The organism is Providencia sp. TYF-12, from assembly GCF_041344805.1.
In the GTDB taxonomy this organism is placed as follows: domain Bacteria; phylum Pseudomonadota; class Gammaproteobacteria; order Enterobacterales; family Enterobacteriaceae; genus Providencia; species Providencia huashanensis.
The window spans coordinates 999,013-1,025,313 of the sequence record NZ_CP166833.1 but is presented as its reverse complement, the minus strand read 5'-3'; the positions used below and the strand labels follow the sequence as shown (position 1 = coordinate 1,025,313).

Here is a 26,301-nt window from a genome sequence, read left to right as displayed (position 1 = left end):
TGCTACTCAGCCTTTCAGCTTACATTATTAAAATAATTTAATTTTAGAATTAATTTTTAATGCGTATCTTGCATCAAACCATACTTACTTGCATTTCTCTTCCTAGATAAACATTGATAAATATTACCCACAGATTAATCAGGGATAAATAAGTTAATAGCTAATTAAATATTAACTTATATGTTAAATAATTTAAGTAATATAACATCTCACTACCCTTATTTTATAAATTAAGGTGTATGAGGCAGGAGTATTAAAATGAAAGGTTTAATTGGAGTGTTAGGAGGAATGGGGCCTGCTGCCACCGTCGATTTATTTAATAAATTTGTGAACTATACTGTCGCAAATAAAGACCAAGAGCATATCCCTTTAATAATATCATCCATTCCTGATATTCCAGACCGTACTGAAGCGTTATTAAACCATGGCGTATCCCCCTTACCCTTAATGACTGATTATTTAAAAAAACTCGAAACTGCTGGTGCTGAATGTATTGTTATCCCTTGTAATACTGCACATTTTTGGTTTGACGAGCTAAAGCAGGCCTGTCACGTCGATATGCTAAGTATTGTTGAAACGACAATGATGGAAGTACTAGCCACTAAGAAAAAACATATCGGTTTATTAGCAACCAATGCCACTATGCTTATGGGGTTATATCAAAAAAATATAGAGAGTGAAAAATTAAAGTGTATTACTCCAGATATTAAAAGCCAAGAAATGGTAATGAAAAGCATTTATTTATTAAAGTCGGGAAATAAAAAAATGGCGGAATCCATCATGAAAGAACAAGCCGAATTATTATTTTCTCTAGGTGCTGAAATTATTGTTTTAGGTTGTACTGAAGTTCCCGTCATTCTAGAAAATGAAACAAATAAATACCCTGAAAAATACATTGACTCAACCAGCTCATTAGTCAGAGCCAGTATTCATTGGTATGAAAATAGAGTTGGACGACAAAATCTAATGATAAATAGAAACGCATAAAAACATTTATAACTCATATTAATTATCAAAAATTAATTTTTATATTACTAATGACAATATATTGTCTATTGGAGACGATTATGGTTTGGCTAGAAATCATTGTGGTATTAGGCGCAATTTTCTTCGGTATACGTATGGGAGGAATAGGTATAGGGCTATGCGGTGGATTAGGTTTAGCCGTCTTAACGATTGGATTTGGTTTACCTATAGGCTCTCCCCCTGTCGATGTTATTTTAATTATTATGACCGTCGTAGTTGCAGCGTCCGCATTACAAGCTGCTGGAGGTATGGATTACTTGGTACGCCTTGCCAGCAAATTTATGCGTAAAAACCCTAAGTATTTGAATATTATAGCACCAATTACAACTTGGGTAATGACTATCATGGCAGGAACCGGCTTTATTGTGTTCTCCATGCTCCCCGTGATTGCTGAAATTGCGAAAGATTCGGGTATCCGCCCATCCAGAACCTTAGCAGGCTCAGTTGTTGCATCCCAAATCGCCATTTCTGGTTCGCCAATCAGTGCGGCGATGGCTGCCATGTTAACCATTATGGAAGGGAATGGTGTTACCTTTATTGTGGTTATGTCTGTTTGTCTACCTGCCTCTTTCGTCGCAGCAATGGTCGCAGCATTTATCGCATCACGCCAAGGCTGTGAACTAGAAGATGATGAGGTTTATTTAGAACGCCTACAAAAAGGGTTAGTTCATAAATACGAAGAGAAAAAAGGCGAGAGCACTACAAGAGAAAAATTCTCTGTCGTCCTATTTATTATTGCGACGTTTGCTATCGTTATACTAGCTGCATTCCCTCAATTGCGCCCTGGTTTTGATATTGGTAAACCCATGGGAACTCGAGATATCATCATTATCTGTATGCTCAGTGCTGCGTGTTTAATGGTTGTTTTTTGTAAAACATCGCCAAATTCAATTGTTTTAGCGCCAACTTTCCGTTCAGGAATGAGCTCCCTCGCGGTCATATTAGGTATCGTGACTTTAGGAACTACATTTGTCGATGCGCATATGGACCAAATTAAAGCCATCGCTGGAGATGTATTATCCGCCTACCCTATTTTGTTAGCTTTAGTGCTATTTTTTACCTGCGCATTACTCTACTCACAAGGTGCCACCACACCATTAATTATTCCTTTAGCCATTGCCTTAGATGTTCCAACATGGGCTATATTGGCATCTTTTGTCGCCGTCACTGGGGTTTTTGTTCTGCCTACCTATCCAACGTCTTTAGCCGCAATAGAGTTTGACTCAACCGGTTCTACACGCGTCGGAAAATACATTTTAAATCACCCATTTATGTTACCAGGGCTAGGCGGAATAATTGCAGGTGTCGCCTTCGGTTTTATCATTGCACCGATGGTCGTTTAACCTTCTGCTTTCGGTGCGAGAGAATCCCCCTCGCACCACTTTATTTAATAGTAGTTCGACAGTTTCCTTAACAAAATGAAGTTAAATATTGGCTCTAATTGGCTTTATGCTTTGCTTGATAAATTACAACAAAGTATAAAGCTCTTTTTTTTTGTAAAAGTCATTCTTAAGAAAAATAGTAGCAATAACCAATCAAAATTATCTATTACTCTGTTTAGTCTTTTTAAATAAAATTTTATTTCTTAAAATAATGGCTATTTCACCAATATAGATCACTTTATTTGATAATCATTAAAATTATTTTCATTGAAAAATGTGAGCTGAAATGTTTTTGCATACATTCCCCTCTTCTGAAAATAGTTAAAATAATTATACTCGGCGTTACATTCATTTCTTAAAAAGAAGTAAATCGAGAAATGAGAATTTTTTTATGTTTAATTTCATTGCATTACAAACATCCATAGCGTTCCCATTTACTAATGAAAACACTTAGAGAGACGACTAAAATTAGGATTTAAATCACAAATTTTAGTTTTTTAAATACCTAGTTTCAAAAATGACGACGTCGTCATATTAAAAAAAATTTATTTTATCTATAACATTAAATAACCATTTTTCTTACATTCGTACCGTTATTGATAGTTAAGCGTTAAAAAATCAAGTCATGAGTTATAAAAAAAACGCTTAATGTTGACGTCAACATTAGGGCTAACAACTAGAAAGAGGTTTTAGAACATGAGTAAGCTACCTGAAAAAATGAAAGCCGTTGTTTGTCATGGTCCCCATGATTACCGATTTGAAAATATAAAAAGACCAATACCAGGATATAGAGAAGTTGTTATCAAAGTCGATGGGTGCGGGATCTGTGCTGGTGACTGTAAAGCGAATGATGGTGCTCAAATGTTCTGGGGAGATGACCCGTGGATCAAAGCACCTGTAGTGCCAGGCCATGAATTTTATGGTCGTGTCGCTGAATTAGGTGAAGGCTCTGCCGAAAAATTTAAATTAAAGGTAGGTGACCGCATACTAGCAGAACAAATCGTTCCTTGTTGGGAATGCCGTTTCTGTAAATCTGGTAAATACTGGATGTGTGAAACCCATGATATCTATGGCTTCCAAAAAGAAGTTGCCGATGGTGGTATGGCTGAATATATGCGGTTTTCTGAACGTGCAATTATTCACAAAATCCCTGATGAACTTTCGGATAAAGATGCCGCTTTAATTGAGCCAATGGCTTGTGCTATTCACACGGTACGCCGTGGTGATATTGACTTAAATGACGTCGTCGTCATTGCCGGTGCTGGGCCTCTTGGATTATGCATGATCCAAGTTGCTAAACTGAAAACTCCGAAAAAACTGGTCGTTATCGATGCTATTGATGAACGCCTTGAGCTAGCAAAAAAATTTGGGGCTGACGTGGTGATCAACCCGCTTAAAGAAGACGCCATCAAACTAGTTAAAGAGATGACCGAAGGCTACGGTTGCGATGTTTATATCGAAGCGACAGGCGCACCTGTTGGCGTTACTCAAGGCCTAGAAATGATCCGTAAATTGGGGCGTTTCGTTGAGTTTAGCGTCTTTGGTAAAGAAACAACCGTTGACTGGTCGATTATTGGTGACCGTAAAGAATTAGATATCCGCGGAGCTCACTTAGGCCCATACAGCTATGAAGTCGCTATCGACCTATTTAGCCGTGGTTTAGTCAGTGCCGATGATATCGTTACCCACTTCTACTCCATCGATGATTGGGAAGAAGCCTTTGTTATGGCCAAATCGGCAGACTCAATTAAAGTCGTCATTAAACCATAAATATATTAACCGTTTGTCGCAATTGATAATTCAAATAAACATTAAACAAAGTAATACCCTACATATAATTAAACGCTCGTTTAGGAGAACATCTTATGTTGAGTAAATTCAAAAAGTTAGCTGTAGCTGCAAGTGTACTAACCTTAGGTATGGCGTTTAACGCTACGGCTAAACCAGTTTCCGTTGGCATGTCGTTTCAAGAGCTAAATAACGAGTATTTTGTCACCATGAAAGAAGCCTTAGAGAGCGCAACAGGCGATATGGGTGCACAATTATATATTTCTGACGCCGCTCATGATGTCTCAAAACAAACCAGCGATATCGAAGATATGTTACAGAAAAAAATCGATATTTTGCTAATCAACCCAGCCGATAGTGTCGGTGCTGAAACTGCAGTACTTGCAGCGAAGAAAGCCGGCGTCGTTGTCATCGCTATTGATGCGCAAGCAAATGGGCCAATAGACTCTTTTGTAGGTTCTAAAAACTACGATGCGGGCTTAATGGCAGGTAAACGCCTAGGTGAAGCACTTGGTGGTAAAGGTGAAGTCGCTATTTTAGATGGTATTCCAGTAGTCCCAATTCTAGAACGTGTTCGCGGTTTCGAAGCCGCCATGAAAGAATATCCAAATATCAAGATTGTGACTAAATTGAACGGTAAGCAAGAGCGTGATACTGCAATGAATGTCACAGAAAACATGCTACAAGCTAACCCTACACTAAACGGGATCTTCAGTGTTAATGATGTCGGTTCTTTAGGTGCATTAGCCGCAATTGAATCCTCTGGTCGTGATGTGAAATTGGTCAGTGTTGATGGTTCACCTGAAGCTGTTGCTGAAATTGCAAAAGGTAACTCTCCGTTTATCGCAACTTCTGCGCAGTTCCCGCGTGACCAAGTCCGCATTGGCTTAGCAATGGGGCTAGCAAAATATTGGGGCGCTAACGTACCGAAAGAAGTCCCTATTGATGTTAAGTTAATCGACAAAACTAACGCTAAAGATTTCCACTGGTAATCGTTCGTTTTATAAATAATGTATTGCACCCATATCCTATGTATAGGTGCAATACATCTCCAATAACAATTAATAATAAAATGCATATTGGAATATTTATCTTCCAAATGACTTTGTTACCCATTTTTAAGCGGTGAAGAAAATATAGGGAAGCAATATGATGCAATTATTAGCATTAAAAGATGTCAGCAAAACTTTCCCTGGGGTTAAGGCGTTAGATAATATCAATCTCTCTTTGGAAAAAGGAGAGGTTCACGCATTATTAGGTGAAAATGGCGCAGGCAAATCAACGCTAATGAAAGTTTTATGTGGAATACATAAACCTGATAGCGGGCAAATTCTGATTGAAGGTAAGGAACATACGTTTCATAACTACAGAGACGCCATTAAAGCGGGTGTGGGTATTATTTTCCAAGAGTTTTCACTAATTCCTTATTTAAATGCTTTTGAAAATATTTTTTTAAATAGAGAGTTAAAGAATAAACTTGGTTTATTAGATAGAAAATCAATGCGTAAAAAGTCTCAGGAGATATTAGCTGAGCTAGGTGTGAATATTAATATTGATGAACCTATTAGCCATTTAAGTATCGCAGAACAACAATTTGTCGAAATTGCAAAAGCACTTTCTTTAGATGCAAAAATCCTCGTATTAGATGAGCCTACAGCGACATTAACACCAAATGAAGCCAATCATTTATTTGATGTGATGCGTGATTTAAAAGCTAAAGGGGTTGGGATGTTTTTTATTTCTCACCATTTAGAAGAAATTTATGAGATCTGTGACACTATCAGCGTATTACGCGATGGTCAATACATCGGTTCGCGTAAAGTCGATGATACCGATTTAGATGTGATTATCGAAATGATGGTCGGTCGTGAAGTAGAAAATATTTACCCTCATAAGCGCCAATTTGATCAACAAGAGGTCATTTTAGATGCTGAGGTCCAGCGTTTTGCTAATAGCCCTGTAAACCATATTCAGTTAAAAAAAGGGGAGATATTAGGGTTAGCTGGTTTAGTCGGCTCAGGCCGTACCGAAACCATTCTTGCCATGATTGGTGCTGATAAATCCTATAAGAAAAAAGTTATTTTAGAAGGTAAAGAAGTCAAAATTAAATCAGCTGCGACGGCTTTACAATTAGGAATTGGTTTATTACCTGAAAGTCGAAAAACTCAAGGACTTGTTTTGCCTTTCTCTGTAAAAGAGAATATTTGGTTAAATAACCACGCTCAAAAATTATTTTTAATCCAAAATAAAAAAGAACTCACTTTATCTATTGAATTAATTTCTCAAGTAAAAGTTAAAACACCAGAGCCTCACACTGCCGTTTCCACTTTAAGTGGTGGTAATCAGCAAAAAGTTGTTATTGCTCGCTGGCTAAATAAGCAAGCTAAAATTCTTATTTTCGATGAGCCTACTCGAGGAATTGATGTTGGTGCGAAATCAGAAATCTATCAGTTAATGCGCTCTCTGACTGAAAAAGGGATTTCTATCATTATGATTTCATCAGAGTTGCCAGAAGTTATCGGTGTTAGTGACCGAGTTTTAGTTTTTCGAGATGGTGAAATTGCCGCTGAGTTAAATGGGGACGATATAAACTCAACTCAGATCATGGTACATGCAGCCGGCAATATTATATAGGATAATGACTATGTCTAATCAAAGTGCTATTCCATTAACTAAAAATAAATTTAGTTTTTCTAAGCTAACAAAAATACCTGCATTTTTACCACTCGTTGGTTTAATTCTTTTATTTACATGTATGTCCATTTTTAATGAGCATTTCTTAACGGTAAATAATCTTTCAACGATTGCTCGTCAGGTTTCAATTAATGCCATTATTGCTATTGGTATGACATTTGCTATTTTGACCGGGGGGATTGACCTGTCAGTCGGTGCTGTTATGGCTCTTTCTGGAACTTTAATGGCGGGTTTAATGAAATATTATGGCATGGACCCCTATGCCGCAATCGCTCTTGGCCTATTATCAGGTATTGCATTCGGTTTTATTAATGGAATATTAGCCGCTTACGGTAAAATGCCACCTATCATTGTCACACTTGGTGCCATGATAATCGCCAAAGGCTTAGCATTAATTTATACCGGTGGCTATCCTGTTTCAGGGCTCCCCCAAGAATTTGCTTTTTGGGGACGTGAAGAATTAATGGGGATACAAGTTCCTATTTTATTAATGCTGGGGCTGTACTTAATTTTTTATGTTGTTTTAAACCACGTTTCATTTGGTCGCTATATTTATGCTATCGGAGGTAATGAAGAAGCCGCTCGTCTTAGTGGTATCCGTGTCGAACGCTATAAAATGTTAGTTTATGTGATTAGTGGTTTTACCGCGGCATTCGCTGGCCTTATTTTTACTTCCCGTGTTATGAGTGGCCAACCTAATGCAGGTGTAGGCTTTGAATTAGATGCTATTGCCGCCGTTGTGCTTGGTGGTGCATCCATAGCTGGTGGCCGAGGAATGATTATCGGAACCTTAATTGGAGCAATGATATTAGGTGTTCTCAATAATGGCTTAAATTTACTCGGTATTTCCCCTTATGTACAATATATTGTAAAAGGCTTAATTATCTGGGGAGCAACATTAATTAGCTCAATGAAACGCTAAGCTAAACTTTTATTAAAATAATATAATAAAAAAATTAAAGGGCCTCTAAACGAGGCCGCTTTAATTAGTAAACAACCAGTTTACCATCTACAAATATTTGCTTTGTTTGGTGATTTTTATTTGTTTCACGCTCTATTTCAGAAAATAATAAATCTGTAGTTAACTCACCAAGGTAAACAGAGTCATGATGAACACCTGAAATAGACAGGTGATAAGTATCAGCATATGGCGGTAAATCGACTGAAAAATAACGGCAAGACAAGCCTAATTCTAAAATAATTTTATACATACCTGCTGTGATAATACCATTAAGCCCCACAATATACATATTAGGTGTGTATAGTTCTTGAACCTTTTCCCTTAAATAAGCTTCATCATTTTTATTAAACATATAGCTACTGTATAATACATGAATGTTCCCCCTATTTGGAAAGGCCTCATATATTCCTGATAAACGCGATAAACTAATTTCTGAGTCTTTAGGACCAGAAACAATTAACGTATTATCACAATCTTGCTGACTCAAAAACTTACCTGTTAATGCCCCAATTTCAAAGTTTTTCAAAAATAAACCCGAGTATTTATTTTCATAGCCATAAATTGCACGGTCTACAAAAACTAAAGGTACATTGTGCTGGTCAATTAAAGAAAGGTAACTTGGTTGATAGCCTTTATCATCGCGAACAGGAGATAGCAGAATCCCACTAGCCTTATAGCTAACTAAGGTCTCAATAGCCGTTTTCTCTGCTTTTTCATCGCTATCCGAGTCAAAGATCATCACCTGATAGCCTTTTTCTTTCGCTAAACGAGAAACTGTTTGAATTAATACAACATAAAATGGGTTAAATGTGCTATCAGTAACCACACCAATTATGCGGCTATTTTTATTCTTCAAATTCCGAGCGAAAAGGTTAGGAACATAATTTAGCTCTTGAGCTATTGCCAATATTTTATCTCGAGTTTCTTTCTTTACCATTTCTGGATGGTTAAATGCCCTTGAGACTGTAATATCCGTTACATTAGCACGCTTAGCTATATCTATTATCGTTGTTGAGCTATCTTGCTTTGCCATAATTATATTAGTTAACCTTTAATGACCACCCCGATGAATATAATATTAGTTCATATCAATCTTTATCAGGGCAGAAAAAATGCGATTATTCATTATACCTATTTGCGGATGAAGATAAATCGATTTTATGCCATTATGATAGGTTAAACTACGGTTTATCAAAAATAGTGGCATACCACATAGATTAATCGATTACCTATTAATCCCTTAATAAATCAAATGAAATTCAACTCACTTAATGATGAAATAAACAAGACTAATGCAACAATAATGACCAATATTGAAAATATCGTTTTAATCATTTTAGCTGAAAGATAATTAATTATTAACCTCCCTATTAATAAACCAATAATACAAGAGACAATAAAAATAGAGCTAATTTCTTTTGGATAGGGGAATCCATTTAATACATTAATAAAAATACTAATACTACCAATACAAAAAATCACCAGTAATGATGTTGCGATAATACTCTTCATATTTAAATTGGTAAACTTCCGTAGTGCTGGGACTATCACAAAACCCCCCCCACCCCGAGCAACCCTGTCAATAACCCAGAAATTATACCAATACCACCAAGTACAGCAGCAGTTTTCATATTCCAAATAAACTTTCCTGTTTCTTGATTAATTTGGCAAACTGAATGCGTTAACTCACTTGGTTCGCCCAAAAAACCTCGATAAGCCACATAAAACATAACCATGCTGAAAGTGAGCGTTAACCAAACCGGAGAGATAATATGGGAAAGATAGATACCATATTTAGCCGTAGGTATGCTTAATAACGCAATCCAAATAGCAGCTTTATATCGAATAGTTTTATTTATAAGCCCTTGAATTGCACCAACCAAAGCAGCGAGTGTCACAGCCAAAAGACCAACTGGAGCGGCTAAAGCTACACTCCAGTTCTGGCTTACCATCAGGGCGGGGACAGCAAGAATCCCGCCACCGGCCCCAGTTAAACCAAGTAAGCAACCGATTAATACACCTTCTAAAATAAGTATTAACATTGTGAATGTCTTGTATGAGTAGTTAGAGTTAACTTAACGCAAAAAATCGAATATTACTAACTATCGAGCACCTGCTTCAATACCATTAATACATTATTTAAGGGTACCTCTCCTGCAATCGTGTGAACTAACCGAGTGTTCTGAAAAATTGCGATAGTGGGTACAGTTTTTATCCCGTACTTAGGTGCTAAAGTTGGTGATTGTGCAATATCGACAACCCCAAAAACTATTTTTTTATCATCAATGTGGTTCGCGACTTGTTGGAAAATAGGTTGCATGTTCTTACATGGTACACACCAAGAAGCCGAAAAATAAACAATAACGCACTGCCCAGGTTGTTGTTCAGGCTGATAAAGCATACGTGAAAAATTGTCGCTATCTAATAACAAGATATTAGACATTATTTCCTACCTTTTGTTATGTATTATTTTGTTTAATTAGAATATCGTGGTTGTTTTATACTATTACTGACTTTGAGCATTACCTGAAATTTAAGGGTAACTCACTTACTCATCATAGGGAGAAACCTATGTTACACCAACATTCAGATTCTAGTTTAGCGTTAAATTTAGATTCAGGTCACCATCTAGAAATTGATTCATTAATTTCATCGCCATTTTCCTATAGTGTTATTAGTGCATATAACAATAAGTTAGCGGAGTTCCCATCATTAATAACCCAATGTAAATCATTAAAAGTCCTTAACTTATCTTGTAATGAACTTAAATCAATCCCTACTGACATAGCAAGCCTTTGTTATCTTGAGATGCTAGATTTAGGGCATAATAGCATTAATGAGGTCATTACCGAAATTGGTAACCTAAATAAGCTACAATTTCTTTATTTAAGCGATAATGGTATTAAAAAGCTTCCTGAATCATTATCAAACCTACACGACTTGTTATATTTTAATGCCACTGATAACCAATTAAAAAAACTTCCTGACCAATTTTCTAAGTTAACAAATTTGAAAGAATTAAGATTATATAACAATCAAATTATAGATTTAACAAACTCGATCACGCAGCTATCAGGTGTCCATGAGGTTTATTTAATGAATAATTCAGTAACTCATATACCCGATGATATTTTAGGTTTAGCTGCAATAAGAATACTCGACTTAAATAATAATAAAATTGATAACATATCTTCAAAGATATCAAGTCTTAAACATCTTCACACTCTTAATTTAAGGTTTAATAAACTATATTCACTACCGAGCTCTATTGGGGAAATTGAGTCACTTCAATATCTAGATTTACGTGCTAATCAGCTTAGTAATTTACCCGATAGCCTAGTAAATATACCAAAACTAATGAAGCTAGACTTACGATGGAATAATTTTAGTATAGAACCTGCGATTGTAAAAATACTAAGAAGCCGAGGTTGTACTGTTTTTATATAAGCTTGTTCATATTATGAGTTTGCAAAGATAACCATTGTGTATATTTATGATGTTTTAATAAATTTTGCCATCTGAGTAGAGGTATATCTTGCTTCTGATTAGCCTTGTCACGAAGGATTATCTCACCTTCCGATACCGCAGCATGCGTGGTATTGCTGTCTTTCCCTTTGTTATTCACATTGGTCAGCAGCGAACCCACCACTTTGATAGTGCCCATTGCTCTCATGTTTTACACGATGGACTCAAAAATCATGTAAATAGCTAAAAGCCCAAAGGGCAAAGGGCAAGATATGATTGGTTATTTTTTAGATTTGGCGAGCGCCTAAGAGAAGAGCATACCGATGATTGGCATGACGGGGAGTAGCTACACCTCCGTGAGCCGCTCCAGTAACGTCAACTCGTTTCAAAATCATACCGTTAGAGTCATAGGTCGCATAGCTTGTAATATTCCCTTGGTTATCAGCTCGATAAACAGTACCGTTTTTAGGTCCATTTTCAATTTGGAACCTTCCACTTACTTGTTGAGCCCTTTCTAAAGGACCACCTGCAAGGCTAGTCGCGTTTCGAGGTGGTCTCTGGTGATTATTACCTGTATTTTGTGGTGGCTGAGAGCTATTTTCTGAATCTTTTTGTTTTCCACCTTTATTACCACTTCCCTTAATCCCAGCAACCGATATTCCCGCGCCCGGCACTGCGCCACCAATTCCAATATTTTCACCCGCTTCTTTGGCGAGCAATGCTCCTTTAGCCGTTATCGATAATGAATCATAAATCGCTTGGGCACTTTGTGCATTTTCCGCTTTCACAAAATTAACAAGTTGAGCACGATCTTCACTACTCAAATCATCAACAAGGGCAGCCCATTTCAGACCGTCAGCAACATCAATACCGCCATTTAAATCAGACCACGCACCGATAGCATCAAACGAATCCCCATTTTTAACTTCAGCAACAGTTTTATCTCTGTTGTACTCACTGATTTTGCCGTATTTAGCATAAATGCCTTTTTTATCTGCGCCGGTTCTATCCGCTTCTTCAAGTTCTCTCACCATATCAATGACATTTTGAGAGCTCAGATAGTTATTCTCAACAACAACTCATTCCATTGCGATTTAGCCAGATAAAAACATAACTCAGTCAGTTAAAAGCCGACTTCTCCAGTGCATTTTTACCATCAGAGACGATTTTCCCGACGTGCGTTTTATAGCTCTGTCGCTGATTTAGGTAGGAATAAAAACACAGATAGCTCAAAAATAAGTGGTCAAAACTAGTCAATATTCAGTAGGTTACTTACCGAATAGTGGTAAAGCCAACCCCAGCCCGCAACTGATTGCTATAGGTAATTTATTGAATTGTATGGTATTTTAGACGGTTAACCACTACACCCTCACTCGCCAAGCCGGACAGTTGATTATCCGATTGGCTGAGGAGTGAGGTAGATAAAATAGATCCCAGTGTGGCGCTGGTTTTTTTTATAAAAACAATAGGGTTTTATTTAACTATTTTTTCTTTAAAAAACTAGACAGCCAAATACCTATAGCTCCTATGCTTCCACCAACAATGCTCATCTTCATTATTCCCCATATTTCAGCTGAGTCTAGGCTAAAGTCAGTTCCTTTAATTATGGTGAGTATAAAATTAATTACAGCGATAGAAATAATACTAGCAACAAATACACCAGCGATTAATAGCAGCAAGAAGACAAATAAAAATTTCAATTTCATTTTTCATTGCCTTCTTTTAGCTTATCATTGATTTTACTATTAGTATTTTCAGTAACGACAGAACTAGTAATATTACCAGCGACCCCAGGTAATTCGGCAGGTGATAGATCTTTTGATAAGCCTAATTGCCCTTTATTTGCGCCACCTTGTAACTTCGGATTATATTTAGGATCAAAACCATCGGAGACCCAATATCCCCACTTATTAGTACCTAGCTTAATTAACTTGCCTGCTCCATAGCCAACCCCGGAACTAAGCCCTGATGTCAGCCCACCTTCTAATGGATCCTCATCTTTCAGTACACTTGATGTTGCGCCACCTAATCCATTGATTCCCACCGTTCCAACTAAACCTGTGTTAGCTGTAAACCCACCGACATAGGAAGCAATAAGTACGTCATCTGGATTGATATTACCAGTCAATATGTACTGAATACCTGCATTCGAGGTTCCACCTATAACCGCTGTCATCTGCATTCCACCCGGCAAATAGACTAAACCGCCTGCTGCTAACACTTTTGCATAAGCTCTGTTCATCGCCATACCGCGACGACAAGATTCTGAAGCAGGATTATCAGCGCACGACATCACATCTTTTCCGTGCTCTTGAACATATTGGGTATGTGTTATTTCATTTCCACCGAATAAGTTATTCTCAACCGTGGTCTTCCCTGCCTCGGCGGCATTGCCTGCGCTCGATGTATCGCCACCCACTAATCCGCCGGCTATTCCCGCAGCCAAACTCGCAAAGGCGCTCACTGTCGCTTTTTCGTCTTCCGTCAGCTCACCGACCGTTTTACCGTACAGTTCTACCGACAGCATCCCCATCGCTTCACCCGTCATGGCTCCCAGCGATTGTGCCCCTGCATTTTCACCTTTTGCCAGCGCTAATGCAACATTCGCAATACCATGGGCCGCTAAACGCCCTGCTTTATTTTCCTCTCCAATATTCTTGGCTATCTGATTGGCGATATACGGTGCACTCGCATTCGCCACCGCTTTATTCACATCACCACTCACCAAGCCTTGGATTAACGCCGTCCCTGACTCCACGATACGGCGATTATCACCACCAACGCCCCATTCTGACCCTTGAACCGCTTTCTCTATACGATCATTTAATACCGCGTTCCGAATGGCCGTTTCATCCCCTTTTAAGTTCGGATCTTTGATAGAAGCAATGGCTTTCTTACGCTCATCGTCTGTCATTGGCGTTTTATCAAAGTTTTTCCTTTCGTTCTTAGTGGCTTCTATCCTTTCATTCGTCACCGCTATATCAGTAATCTGCTTACCTAACTCACCCACTAACTGCGTTTTCTCTATCCGCTTTTGCTCTTTCTCTTTATCAAAAATCGTATTGAGTTTTTCATGAGCATTGTCTGTATCTCGGCTTAATTCGCTGACATCTTGTTTCTGATTGTCTTTATCGCGAATAACAATGTTACCCTCCGATACCGCAGCATGCGTGGTATTGCTGTCTTTCCCTTTGTTATTCACATTGGTCAGCAGTGAACCCGCTGCATTCCCCATTAACTGGTCTTCAAATGGTGTGCCTCCTGTACTGAAACCACCACTTTGGCTATCCACCTTGTACTCCGCTTTGTTTTTAATATCACCAAAGCCCAGAGTACCTGTATCCAATGTGTTTTTATCCGCCTCTGCCGTACTGCTTATGACCGCACCATCAAGTTGTGTATGCTCACCCACCGTAATATCAAAACCGCCTTTGCCTGCATTGATACCCGTTTGCTTATCTACCGATTGATAATCGCTGTGCATTTCGGTTTTATTGGCATTCACGGAAGCTGTGGTATTCAACCCTGACCCAATACTGCCAGATACACTGCCACTTTGTTGCTTCGAGTCATATTTGTCCGTCGCTTGTTGGCTAGATAGGGTCAAATCCCCACCCACATTGGCTTTAACGCTTTCACCGCTCACTTGCGCACCGGTTAGCGTGGTGTCTTTGCCACTGTTCAGCGTCAGTTGTTTACCCGCATTAACCTCTGTATCGGTATAGAACTGGCTATTGCCTTTCTCAAAACCATTGCCTTTATTCACGCTCGCATTAACATTCCAACCGCCCGTACTAATACCTGCACCGATTGAACTGCCTTTACTTTCGTTCTTACCATTCACGGTTTGAGTGTTGGTGGCACTGGTCAGGTTAATATCATTTTTCGCAGTTAAGGTTATGTTTTTACCTGCATCCACTTGGCTGCCTTGTACCGTCAGGTTGCCTTGGCTACCCTCTTTTTTACCTGTGGCTGTAAGGTTGACATTGTCCCCAGCACTTAAGCTGCTACCTGATGCGGTATTTTGCTGTGTTTTCGTGGTGGATTTTGAAGAACTACTGCCATAAGACACATTGACGCCAAAGGCATCTGCCACACTACCACCTTCTTTCAGTCCAGCCAACTCACCGGCTTGCTGAGCTTGTACACCCTGTAAGCCCGCTTTCATTCCTTTAAGTGCAGCTAACTGACCATCATCTTCTTGTTTCGCTGATTTTGCAGTCTGCGCCATACCATCTAACAGGCTACCCGCTGTACCGCCTAACGATACCGTCAACCCACTGGATTTACTTTCCACCGTGGTGATATCCGTACGGCTATTTTCAGCCGCGGTGATACTCACATCACTGCCCGTTACATTGATATCTTTCGCCGCAATCACATCACTGCCGTGAATATTTGCACTGCCACCAGCGGTTAAGTTTACATCTCCCGCCGTACTGCCAATCACACTGCCTTTTTTCTGGTTGCTATCGGTTTCGGTAGTCACTTTTTGTGAAGTTGAACCAACCGTGAAACCTAAACCGCCACTGCTCATTAACCCTGATTTTTTGGTTTTCGACACATGAGTTTCATGCAGTGCTTCGTCAGAAGTGGTTACATTCAATTGATTGCCAGCATTGACGGTAACATCGTTAGTTCCGAGTATATTACTCCCCTCGATATTCACGTCATTCCCTGCCGTCATTTTCACACTATCGCCACTGAATATACTACTGATGGCTGTGCGCTCATTCACCTCATCATGGGTTTCTTTGGTGGTACTTGATAAGAAGCCTTTATCCTTGTGTTTGGTGTGTTTCGCATAATCACTTGTTTCAATACCGGAAGTAATATTGATGTCACGCCCAACATTGATCGCTAACTCCCCACCGCTACTCACGTTTGCTGCACGGGCAGACAGGTCTTGCCCCGCAGATAAGGTTAAATCCCCTTGAGTTTGGATTTGTGTGCCAACCTCTGTGCTGTTAGCGCCACGATAGTAATTGCTTGAATTATGGGTGTAATCAAATGCCGAGCTAACATCGCGAGTTTCTAAACTAATATCACGCCCTGCAATTATCGATGTTTTGCCATCAACCCCTAAGTTGCCGATATCTGTCGCGATTAGGTTTATATCTTGCACCGCTTTTAAGGTAAGCTGACCATTATCACCCGTGACATAGATACTGGCAGGACGATCGAGCCATTGTGATTTGCCATCCCCACGCTGCGCCGTTTCACTGAGAATATCGCGCCCCGCTGATAACGAAACATTGTCTAAACCACGGATTTCCCCACCAACATTTTTAATATCTTTTAGGGCATCAAGCTGTATGTCTTTGCCTTGGATGCGGCCGCTATTTTCGATATTTTCAGCACGTAAGTCCGTCAATTCACGGCTACTAATTTCGCCGCTATTAAGGATATTGCCAGTCATATTCGCAGAAACATTGCGCCCCGCCAGTAATGCTCCATTGCCGTTTAGATCCCCTTGGCGAGCACGAACGTACACCTGCGGGACACTCACTAGTTCAACACGTCCATCCGGCAACGTGACTTCCTTATTCACCATCCACACAATATCTGTGGTTAAATTCGCCATCTGTTCTGGCGTTAAGGCGATACCCGGTGTCAGGTTAAATTGGTTACCGAATGCCACACCATTGGTTAACAGTGCACGATACTGTTCCTCGTCACTACTGTAGTTACCCAGTAAACGCTGCCCAGTAGTTTCAATCAGTTGGTCACGCACTAAACGCTGCTCATAGTAACCATCACCTAACCGCTTATGCAGTTGTTCATTCGTGACAATATCAATACTCGACAACCATTTTTTATAGTTAGTGAAGCGTGGGTCTGTTTCAATCAGGAATTGGCTATCACTGTTAGGTGTTAGATTAAATAGACTGTTGTCGGGTAATTGGGTATTTGGTCCAACGGTTCTGATCACTGTATCGAGGTTATCTTTACCTTGAGAGCCAGTCTCTGCTGTGATGTTTTCCCCTTTACCTGCGTCATTTTGCCCTTGAATGTCAGTGCCGTTACCCACATTGGCATTTTCGACTTGCAATGATGAGTCAACTGATTTGTCATCTTTGACATCCACTTTGGCTGAAATCGACGGTAATTGCGTCACTTCCATTTGTTGACCTGGTAACAAGTCTAATGGCGTATTTTTACCCTCTTTTAGCGTTTGTTCAGTGATAGCTGAACCTTGGTTATCTTGTAGGCTTGCAGCAGAAACCCCCTCCGCTTGCCCGTCAAGTTTATTCACTTTCACTGAATCGAGCTGAGTTTTATTGATACCACCCGCATTTTCGGTGACTTCTAATAAATGTAATGCTAAATCTTCTTCGCTATTAACCCCTTGGTATTTTGACGTGCTAGTACGCGTTTTCCATTTTTTACCGCCTTTATAGCGATAAATCGTGTTTCCATCCTCAAAAATACGACGAACACCTTGCGCTTCTTCGTTGTTTAGTTCGTAGCCTGTTAAGATCAGGTTTTGCCCTGCCACAACACGTGAATTTTCATTGTTCAGTTGCTGCCCATCAATCGTCAAATGCTTACCACTGGTGATCAGTGCTGCATCGCGTTTGATAACTTGTGTTTCATAAATAATACGGTCGTAATCATATTCATAAAAATATTTTGTCCAGTTTCCGTATTCAAACATCCGCCAGCGATTGGATTTTTCATAATGAATACCCACTTCTTTATTGAGCGTGCCATCTTCATTAATCGCATAACGAGTTTGATTACCATTTCTTGGTTGCAACTTATAACGGTTACCATTACCCGCATCATACCAATCAAAGTGCTCACGACTGACCTCCACTGCATCGTCAGTCAGTTGCAAATGAATATCTTTGTTTTCAAGTAAATCAGTTTTCAGTGTGAGGTTGCCTGACGCTTCAATATTTGCACTGTGGTTTTTCACACTTTTGGCATGACCAGTGGCTTGTAGTTGGTCATTTAATTGCTTACCGATAACTAAATCACCGTCACTGTAAATCAAACCATGGTCACGGTTTAATAGCTCAGAAACCGCAAGGTTAACCTCTTTACGCCCTGCAATAACGGCCGCTTTATCCCCTTGCTTATCATTCAAGAGGGAATTGACCGCTATTGCTAGGAAATCTCCGTAAATACGCCCTGTGCCTAGATTATCTAAAGAATTCGCAACAATGTGTGTTAATACACCGTCTATAAGCCCAGTATTAATCACCTGACCGCTGGCTTTAATTCGGGTATTTTGCCCACTGATCTCGCCGGAAAGTTGGTTGATAACGGCCGTAGTGGTTAACGCCAGTTCGCCAAGGCTAGAAAATAACCCTTTATTGGTAAAGCCTTGTGCAAAATTCGCGGTTAAGTTCTCGCCAGCTTGAATGCGCCCTGTATTTTCAAATAACTGGTTAAGTGTCAGTGATAATGCTTTTTGTGCAATCACCTTGCCTTCGCCCGTTAATTGGTCCGCAGAAATAGCGGCTGAGCCATTACTAACCATCACCCCTTGTTGGTTCGATAATACTAAGGCTTTACCTTGGGCATTATCAGTTACATTCAACTGAGTTCCCGCTGAGAGCATCCCTTGAATATTATTCAAGCTTTGTGCCACATTCGCTTCAATGGCTTGCCCTGCACGGAGTGCACCGCTTTGGTTATCTAATGTCGTGGTTTTCAGGGTGATATTCTGCCCTTCCAAACCTTTACCTGTTTTAGCTGTATTTTTGTTATCAATAGATTGAGCTGAAATATCGAGGTTTTCATTAGCCTTGATCCAGCCTTGTTGGTTTTCAATTTGCTGTTTTACTGCCAATTCAACATTATTGAGGCCTTGAATAACACCACTCGCATTATTGAGCTGTTGCGTATTCACGTTCAAGTTTTGACCAGACAAAAGCTGCCCTTGCTGGTTTTCAATCCGTTGATGAATATCCAGCGTTGCATTTCCCTGTGACTGAACAACCCCTTGAGTATTATCTAGGTTCTTTCCTGTCACGTTTAACGCCGATTGGCTCAGTAATAACCCTTTTTGATTATCAATCTGCTCAGCATTCACGGTAAGTCCAAGTTTTCCTTGAACAGTACCTTGGGTATTAGTTAAATCCCCTGTATTCAGTTCGAGCTTGCCATTACTCGCTAATGTGCCCTGTTGGTTTAATAGCACCTGTTGCTGGGTATTGATATCCATTGACTGACCCGCAAAAATTTGGCCATTCTGGTTTTCAATACCTGTGGTGGTGAGCGATGCCGCTTCCGAACTTTGAATTTGTCCTTGCTGGTTAAGAAGCTTGCCACTGTCAATGGATAAGCCTCCACCACTTAATATGCCACCATTTTTTTGCGTGTGGCTATTATTCACCACTTCACCATGGGAATTCAGAGTCAGCTGATGGCCTGCTTGCAGTCGGCCTTGTTGATTATCCAGCGCTCCCGTATTCGCCGTTAAATCATTGGCGGCAAGAATTTCACCTTCGCTATTATCAACACGCTTTTTCTGGCTATTGAGTGAAATTTGACTAGCTTGAATTTTCCCTTGGCGGTTAATTAACTCTCCAATGGTTAATGCTAAATTTTGGCTAGCAAAAATCCCCTGTTCATCTGTTTTAGCTAGGTTAGTTAAACGCTGTCCTTGGGTATCAATATTAATGGATTGCCCTTTGATCACCCCTTCGCTGTTATCCAATTGTTGGATATTCATTGTCAGCTCGGACTGACTTCCCACCAAACCTTGCTGGTTATTAACCCCTTGGCTGTTCAATGTCAGTGCATTTTTTGCCACAATACGGCCCTGCTCATTATTGAGCTCACCGGTAGTTAGGGTTAAACCACCTTGCGCATAAATCCCTTTGTCATCACCGCTTTGGGTATTAATCAGTTGCTCACCATGGGTATCAATCAGCATCTCACTGCCTGATTGAATTGAGCCTTGCTGGTTGTCTAGTTGGCCGCTATTTAATACCAGTGTTTGCTGAGCTAACAGTGAGCCCTGTGTATTATCAAACCGCTGGTTATGGGTATTAATATTGATAGCATTGGCTTGTAGGTAGCCCAACTGGTTTTGCAGCGCCTGATTGCGCATCTGTAAAAGGCGTTCTGCGGCAATTAACCCAGCTTGGTTATTGATATTATTAGTAATGTTCAGTTTTGCATTACCATGACGAGCAACCAGTTTACCTTCTCGGTTATCAACGCTATCTGCGCTAATATTCAGGTTATTTTCACCAACAATAGCCCCATGTTGGTTCAATAACTCACTCAGCAAATTAATAGTGAGCTCACCGTTCTTCGCGGTAATAATTTGCCCATCGTTGTTATTCAAAGAATCAGCTTGTAGAGTAAAATTACCGTTACTCCCTATTTCACCCGCTTGATTGTTCAAATAACCTTGTAACGTAATTTCCCCTGCTGTATCGCCAGTTTGCAATAATTTCCCACCTTGGTGGTCAAGGGTATTTGCCGTTATTAAGATTTGTTCGGCCTGAGTGATAGCCTGATTCAGTGAAACAGCACCCGTTTGAATATTCAACGTATTTGCGGCCAGTATTTCGCCTTTATCGCCATCCAGTGACTGGCTGTTTAATGTCACATTCCCCATACTGGCGATCACTTTTCCCGTACGGTTGATCAACGATTGGGCTTCCATAAACACGCCTTGGCGGCCTGTTAGCGTTCCACCTGTGTTATCCAGAGCATGCTGAATTTGTAAGTCTAACTTACCCATTTTTGCGCTGAATATGTGACCTTGTTGATTATCAAGGGTATTGGCTTTGATCAGCCAAGAACCATTACCACTGATATCCCCTGTGTTATTATCAAGATGTTGGGATAGGTTAATAGTACCTTGCTGCTCACCCAGTTGGGTCATCGTCCCTTGTTGATGCGTTAAATTATTCGCTGTCAATTGGATGTGTTGTGCTTGCGTAGTCGCTGCACTTAGGTCAATGTCTTTACCATTAAGTGATAAGTCACCTTGTGCAACCATCTCCCCACGTTGGCCTTGCAGGTTTTCAGTCGAAACCGACATATTGCCTTGTTTACTAATCACTTTCCCATCGGTATTCGTGAACGAGAGCGTGTTGAGCATAAAATTTTGCTCGGCAAACAATGTCCCTTGGGTGTTATCTATGCCCTGCTTTGCATTTAAGATCAAAGCCCCTACTTTTGATGCCACTACCACACCTTGCTGGTTAGAAAGCTTAGCCACATCCAAGCTTAATGTGCCTTGGCTACTAATATTTCCTGATTGGTTATCAAGGTGTTGAGCTAGTTTAATTTCCCCTTTTTCACTACCTGTTTGTAGCATTTGGCCACGTTGATGGGAAAGGCTTTGCCCATCAATTTGGATATTATCGGCTTGTGTCACTGCATCATTGAGGTTCAGGTTATCTCCTGTTAAGGCGAGTTTACCTTTCGAAAGGATTTCCCCTTTCTCACCATCCAGTTGTTTTAACGCCAGATGATTATCACCAAAACTGGCAATAACTTTGCCCGATTGGTTAATTAAATGCTCTACTGCGAGCTGAACCCCCTGATTACCTAATAATATTCCTTGCGTATTATTCAGCGCCTGTTGAATACTCAGTGTCAATTGCCCCTGTTTGGCGGCAATGATTTTCCCCTCTTGGTTATTCAACTCGTTTGCCACAATATCAACTTGACCATTACTGGAGATTTCCCCTTTCTGGTTATCAAATTGATTTTGAATATGCAGCTTGGTTTTTCCTTCCCCTGTTTGCAATAAGGTTGCGCTCTGATGGATGAAGTTATTGGCTAAAATAGAAATTTGATCCGCTTGGGTTAAACCTTGGTTTAAGTTGATATCAGCGCTTTCGATGCCTAATGTGTTTTTCGCAAAAATAGTGCCTTGTGCACCGTCTAAACTATTTGCTGTCAATAAAGCTGCACCCGATAAACTGCTGATTTTACCTTGTTGGTTAATCAGTTTATCCGCTTTGATCATCAAATACTTATCGGTTTGGACAACACCACGGGTGTTATCAAACACCTTTGCAGACGTAACATCTAAGCGATGGTTCGCCCCCGTTAGTAATTTACCGTCTGTATTGTCGACTTTTTCTGCCTGTAAGCGTAAATCACCTTTGGATGTGATACTTCCTTGGTAATTATCAAGCTCATTAGTCACATTAAGCCCCATGGCTTTACTCCCCGTCTGCAACATATTGCCTTGACGGTGAGATAATGTATTCGCTTGTAACGTGATTTGCTCTGCTTGGGTGGTGGCGTTATTTAAATTCACTGATTGTGCAGTTAAATTCAATGCACCATTGGTGAGGATCTCCCCTTTTTGCCCATCTAGTGAATCCGCTTTGATAGTTAGCCCTTGCTTACCAGAGGCTAACAACGTGCCTTGCTGGTTGTTCAGGCTTTGGCTTTGAATATCCATTTTGCCATCACGGCTTAATAACTGACCCGATTGGTTATTCAGCTGTTGCGTGATAACGGAAGTCTCTCCCGCTAGATTGACCTCACCTTGTTGATTACCTAATACCTTAGTATGTAAGGTATTTTTTGAATTTCCTTTTTGAACGAGCTTACCCTGTTGGTTGTCGATAAACTCGGGAGCAGATAAAGTGAGTTGGTGAGCAACAATCTCCCCTTTTTGGTTATCAATGCCGCGTTTAGCAGTCAATGTCGCGTTGTTCGTTGCCAGTAAATGCGCTTCTTGGGTGCGAATATCCGTTGCGGTAGACGTCAGCGCGATATTTTTGGCTTGGGTATTGGAATGGGATAGATCTACCCCGCTGCCTGTTACTGTTAATGAGTCTTTAGCAACAATATCCCCTTGTAATGCTATTTCTTTCTCGCCTTTAACCGTTAATGAACCCGCTGATGTAAGCTTACCTTTACTATCGACCCCCGCGGCTAATAATGCGGTACGGTCACTATTGATTTGCTCAGCACTTAGCGTTGCATCGCGCCCTGCGACGATTTGGCCTTTATCGGTGTTGGTTATTACCTGTTTCGCCTTAAGTTGGATATCATTTTGCGCCAGTACGGTGCCTGTGTTATTGATAGCTTTCTGGCTATTTATTGCAATATTGTGACTGGCGGTGATCACCCCAGAGTTACCCACTTTACCATCAGCAGAAAGTGTAATATCCCCGGCTTCTGCACCAATATGCCCTGCATTTCGTACCCCAACACCATGTTCTGTACCACGCATTTTGATGGTATTGGCATACATCCCCCCTAATGCAGCCACATCTAGAGCAAATTCAGGCTTATCATCAATAGAGGAGTTATCCGTTTTAAGAATGGTTTTCCCATCCGCCGCAACAGTATTTTTTCCTGTCGTAATCGCTAAATCTTTCGCATGTAATTTGGCATTAATATTCACTGAGCGAGCGATCAACGCTGTGTAGTTAGTCCCATTGCCGTTATAGCCTTTACCGACAATATTGATACTGCCTTTATCAACGTCAAAGCCCTTAATTTTGCCATTTTCAATCAATGTTTTACCGGCAGAAAGTAACGCCTTGTCCGCATTAATAAAACCACAACCATTACAGGTGATCCCTGCTGGGTTGGCGATGATCACATCGGCTTTTTTCCCTGCAACTTCAATAAAGCCATTGAGCTGGCTAGGGTCGCGGCTATTCACCTCATTAAGGATGATCTTAGCTTCCCCTTTGGCGAGCCAATCATTGCCTTGGATCATGCCACCGAGTTGCGTATTGACGTTGGTACTACTGTTGTTGAGGATCGCCCCTTTATGATCAACATCGAATTGGCTGTATTGGTTACGAGATACACCATCGCGATTTGGCGCTTGAATGTTGACTTGTGGCAAACCATTTTGTGTATTCACGACAGTGGGTTGCTGGTTACCCGGCGCTTTACCATCCGCAACAATCGTTGACGAAGAAGCGCTAAAGCTCACCATTCCCAATGTTAGCCATAGGGAAGTGACAATCGGCTTGATTGACCAACGTACGCGGTTATTTGCGGTTTTCTCAACACGGTTTTCACTTGAACAGGCAGGGCCCGCACGATGACTGCGCGTAATATCCGCCACCACCATCACCATTTGGCGGGCAGTATTAAAAATTAAGCGATAAAATAACTTGTTCATCCTGAGAGTCCTTAATAATTCCAGTTAACCGAAAACGCAAATGTAGCAGGGTCTGTTTTAAAACCATCGGGTTTAGAGAATGGGGTGCCAATTGAAAGGTCATAGCTTAAGTTGGCAGGGTTGATTGCACCACGTAGGCCAATCGCGCCGCCTGCAAGGTGTGTACCTAAATTAATGTCAGTTCCACGCCCGCTAATTTTGCCATAATCGACGCCCACATATAGCTCTTGAGCGGGGACAGGTAATGCCCATGATAAGGTGTTACGTAGCGTCCAGCCTTCATCCGCACTGAGAGTACGTTCGCCATCAAACCCACGGACTGTCCAACGGTTACCAATACTGAACTGGTCTTGGGGGGTCAGCGGCCGGTCACTCCGTTGGCGTAAATATTGCGTATCAAAACGCAAGGTTTGGTCAGCTACGCTGAAAGGCACGCTCGCTGAGGCTGAAAACTGCATAATAATGGCCAGTGCCGTCGCATAATCTTGGGAGTCTTTACTGCGAAACTCTTCAAAAGCAGGCATCGCACCAAACCAACGCGTACCGTGTTGATAACTTGCCCCTAAATTAATAGTTGATTGCCCCACATATTGGCGGTGATTTAAGCCCAATTTCCATGCGGTAGTGCGGCGCTTTTGGTTTTCAATTTCGGTGTTTTGTACAAAGTTACGGGTTTCACGCAAATTCACATCATAGGTGGCGGTCGTTTTAGCCGTCGCATCACGGTACAGCACATTACTCAGTTGCAGGTTCAGGCTTTTGCTTTTACCGCGATATTCAATATCACTGTTTGCACCAGCGATGGTTTGGGTGTATTCATAATCACTTGCGGTAGTGGCAAATTGCCAATACCCAAAGGGTACCGAATAATGAGCGCTGTAGTTGGCAGTATCTTTATCGCTGGAAAAACTTAAATCCCGCGTTGCCGTAATGTAGAAAAGGTCACTAAGCGAAGTCGGGTTATCCAGTGCCAACATCACCCCTGCTTGGTTTTTACCGGTACTTTTTGAGCCTGTATTGTCCACCCACGCACCTGCATGCCAATAGCGTGACTGCTGCCGATTAATTACGATTTGGGTTTCCCCTGGGCCATCCCCCGGCACCATTTCCATTGAGGCTTGCACAGTAGGTAAACGTTGTAGATTTTCTAAACCTTGCTCGATATCACGCAAATCTAATAAATTACCTGAATGCGCTGGCATCGCGGTATACAGCGTACTGTATTGTGATGAGTCATCCGTAAATATGACTTTTTGCACTTTTCCGGGCATCACAACCAACTGGAGAACGCCAGTCGATAAATCTTGTTCGGGAACCAATACGCGACTGGTGATCCAGCCATGGCTAATTAATCTATTTTGGACATCTGTCACTAATAAATTAATGCCATCAATACCAATACAGTGACCCACTGCCTGATTCGCTAGCCTTTCAATAGGCACCCAATGGGGAAATGCCTCTTGCCCACTGACAGCAACTCGTTCAATTAAGAAACAGGGATTCTCTTGCGGAAATTTTAACCGTGTTTTTGCTATAGCCGCGGATAAATTTACATCAGGGGATTTCGCATCAAACTGTTGTTGTAAAGTTTGTTGTTGATGCGTTTGACGATTGAATAAGTTATCGGTGTTATCCGGCTTCAATAACTGTTCTTTTGCTAAAACAGGAAAACAAAAGGTAGAAAAAAGAGTTCCGAGTAGTAAGGTACGTACATTAATCATTAGCTTTTTTTAATTATTTACATTTAAGTTAAGTCAATATACGTAACTTTACATTTTTTTGTTTAAATGACAATCCTAATGTTTATTATTTAATGTTAATTATTTAATTAAAATGTAAATACAGAATTTTCTTACAAAGATAAATTTATCAAATGGATAGCAAATACAATATCCATGATAGTT

Annotated in this window: 14 protein-coding genes and 1 pseudogene; 7 read left to right on the top strand and 8 right to left on the bottom strand. The window is 40.5% G+C overall.

Going from position 1 to position 26,301, the window contains the following annotated elements; genetic code table 11:
- The first annotated feature begins 258 nt into the window (after positions 1–258).
- The 6 genes from ABE954_RS04415 (at position 259) to ABE954_RS04390 (ending at position 7,812) form a co-directional block, all read left to right on the top strand.
- Complete coding sequence (locus ABE954_RS04415; protein WP_166696876.1) at positions 259–987, top strand: aspartate/glutamate racemase family protein; 729 nt, start codon at positions 259–261, stop codon at positions 985–987.
- A gap of 80 nt (positions 988–1,067) precedes the next feature.
- Complete coding sequence (locus tag ABE954_RS04410; RefSeq protein WP_042848782.1) at positions 1,068–2,369, top strand: anaerobic C4-dicarboxylate transporter; 1,302 nt, start codon at positions 1,068–1,070, stop codon at positions 2,367–2,369.
- Between the two features lie 735 nt (positions 2,370–3,104).
- Positions 3,105–4,178: a zinc-binding dehydrogenase gene (locus tag ABE954_RS04405; RefSeq protein WP_129466838.1), complete on the top strand. Its 1,074-nt coding sequence runs from the start codon at positions 3,105–3,107 to the stop codon at positions 4,176–4,178.
- Between the two features lie 149 nt (positions 4,179–4,327).
- The gene (locus tag ABE954_RS04400) at positions 4,328–5,188 is read left to right on the top strand and encodes an ABC transporter substrate-binding protein (protein WP_370661211.1); all 861 of its coding nucleotides are present in this window, start codon (positions 4,328–4,330) and stop codon (positions 5,186–5,188) included.
- A 157-nt stretch (positions 5,189–5,345) separates the two neighbouring features.
- A complete protein-coding gene (locus tag ABE954_RS04395) occupies positions 5,346–6,830 on the top strand; it encodes a sugar ABC transporter ATP-binding protein (RefSeq protein WP_042848784.1) in 1,485 nt (494 codons plus the stop codon).
- 4 nt (positions 6,831–6,834) lie between these two features.
- The gene (locus ABE954_RS04390; protein ID WP_370661210.1) at positions 6,835–7,812 is read left to right on the top strand and encodes an ABC transporter permease; all 978 of its coding nucleotides are present in this window, start codon (positions 6,835–6,837) and stop codon (positions 7,810–7,812) included.
- A gap of 64 nt (positions 7,813–7,876) precedes the next feature.
- Here the strand turns inward: ABE954_RS04390 and ABE954_RS04385 are convergent, their stop codons facing one another.
- From ABE954_RS04385 to ABE954_RS04375, 3 genes and pseudogenes are all read right to left on the bottom strand, one after another.
- Positions 7,877–8,884: a LacI family DNA-binding transcriptional regulator gene (locus ABE954_RS04385; protein WP_048608281.1), complete on the bottom strand. Its 1,008-nt coding sequence runs from the start codon at positions 8,882–8,884 to the stop codon at positions 7,877–7,879.
- A gap of 215 nt (positions 8,885–9,099) precedes the next feature.
- Positions 9,100–9,893: pseudogene (locus ABE954_RS04380) on the bottom strand (sulfite exporter TauE/SafE family protein).
- Positions 9,894–9,949: 56 nt separating this feature from the next.
- Entirely contained in the window at positions 9,950–10,294 is a 345-nt protein-coding gene (locus ABE954_RS04375) for a co-chaperone YbbN (protein ID WP_166687307.1), read from the bottom strand.
- A 128-nt stretch (positions 10,295–10,422) separates the two neighbouring features.
- On the opposite strand from ABE954_RS04375, the gene ABE954_RS04370 reads away from it, so the two are divergent.
- The gene (locus tag ABE954_RS04370; RefSeq protein WP_166687306.1) at positions 10,423–11,298 is read left to right on the top strand and encodes a leucine-rich repeat domain-containing protein; all 876 of its coding nucleotides are present in this window, start codon (positions 10,423–10,425) and stop codon (positions 11,296–11,298) included.
- On the opposite strand, the gene ABE954_RS04365 is transcribed toward ABE954_RS04370, so the two are convergent.
- The 5 genes from ABE954_RS04365 to ABE954_RS04345 form a co-directional block, all read right to left on the bottom strand.
- Positions 11,291–11,515, bottom strand: coding sequence for a hypothetical protein (locus tag ABE954_RS04365; RefSeq protein ID WP_042848790.1), 225 nt, complete (start codon positions 11,513–11,515; stop codon positions 11,291–11,293). The two genes, ABE954_RS04370 and ABE954_RS04365, sit on opposite strands and share 8 nt — an antisense overlap.
- An 88-nt stretch (positions 11,516–11,603) precedes the next feature.
- Positions 11,604–12,350, bottom strand: coding sequence for a polymorphic toxin type 24 domain-containing protein (locus ABE954_RS04360; protein WP_042848791.1), 747 nt, complete (start codon positions 12,348–12,350; stop codon positions 11,604–11,606).
- Positions 12,351–12,797: 447 nt separating this feature from the next.
- Complete coding sequence (locus ABE954_RS04355; RefSeq protein WP_042848792.1) at positions 12,798–13,022, bottom strand: hypothetical protein; 225 nt, start codon at positions 13,020–13,022, stop codon at positions 12,798–12,800.
- On the bottom strand, positions 13,019–24,397 hold the full coding sequence (locus ABE954_RS04350) for a hemagglutinin repeat-containing protein (RefSeq protein WP_371025737.1): 11,379 nt from the start codon (positions 24,395–24,397) through the stop codon (positions 13,019–13,021). Before ABE954_RS04350 ends, ABE954_RS04355 begins: the two co-directional genes overlap by 4 nt.
- Positions 24,398–24,408: 11 nt before the next feature.
- Positions 24,409–26,118 (bottom strand): ShlB/FhaC/HecB family hemolysin secretion/activation protein, encoded by a 1,710-nt coding sequence (locus ABE954_RS04345; RefSeq protein WP_042846835.1) that lies wholly within the window; start codon positions 26,116–26,118, stop codon positions 24,409–24,411.
- Positions 26,119–26,301 lie beyond the last annotated feature (183 nt).

Bases quoted from the DNA above. Each gene is read 5' to 3' on its own strand.
- ABE954_RS04400 (WP_370661211.1), top strand. From the start codon at position 4,328: ATGGCGTTTAACGCTACGGCTAAACCAGTTTCCGTTGGCATGTCGTTT.
- ABE954_RS04405 (WP_129466838.1), top strand. From the start codon at position 3,105: ATGAGTAAGCTACCTGAAAAAATGAAAGCCGTTGTTTGTCATGGTCCC.
- ABE954_RS04345 (WP_042846835.1), bottom strand. From the start codon at position 26,118: ATGATTAATGTACGTACCTTACTACTCGGAACTCTTTTTTCTACCTTT.
- ABE954_RS04385 (WP_048608281.1), bottom strand. From the start codon at position 8,884: ATGGCAAAGCAAGATAGCTCAACAACGATAATAGATATAGCTAAGCGT.
- ABE954_RS04370 (WP_166687306.1), top strand. From the start codon at position 10,423: ATGTTACACCAACATTCAGATTCTAGTTTAGCGTTAAATTTAGATTCA.
- ABE954_RS04415 (WP_166696876.1), top strand. From the start codon at position 259: ATGAAAGGTTTAATTGGAGTGTTAGGAGGAATGGGGCCTGCTGCCACC.
- ABE954_RS04375 (WP_166687307.1), bottom strand. From the start codon at position 10,294: ATGTCTAATATCTTGTTATTAGATAGCGACAATTTTTCACGTATGCTT.
- ABE954_RS04350 (WP_371025737.1), bottom strand. From the start codon at position 24,397: ATGAACAAGTTATTTTATCGCTTAATTTTTAATACTGCCCGCCAAATG.
- ABE954_RS04355 (WP_042848792.1), bottom strand. From the start codon at position 13,022: ATGAAATTGAAATTTTTATTTGTCTTCTTGCTGCTATTAATCGCTGGT.
- ABE954_RS04395 (WP_042848784.1), top strand. From the start codon at position 5,346: ATGATGCAATTATTAGCATTAAAAGATGTCAGCAAAACTTTCCCTGGG.
- ABE954_RS04365 (WP_042848790.1), bottom strand. From the start codon at position 11,515: ATGGGCACTATCAAAGTGGTGGGTTCGCTGCTGACCAATGTGAATAAC.
- ABE954_RS04360 (WP_042848791.1), bottom strand. From the start codon at position 12,350: ATGGTGAGAGAACTTGAAGAAGCGGATAGAACCGGCGCAGATAAAAAA.
- ABE954_RS04410 (WP_042848782.1), top strand. From the start codon at position 1,068: ATGGTTTGGCTAGAAATCATTGTGGTATTAGGCGCAATTTTCTTCGGT.
- ABE954_RS04390 (WP_370661210.1), top strand. From the start codon at position 6,835: ATGACTATGTCTAATCAAAGTGCTATTCCATTAACTAAAAATAAATTT.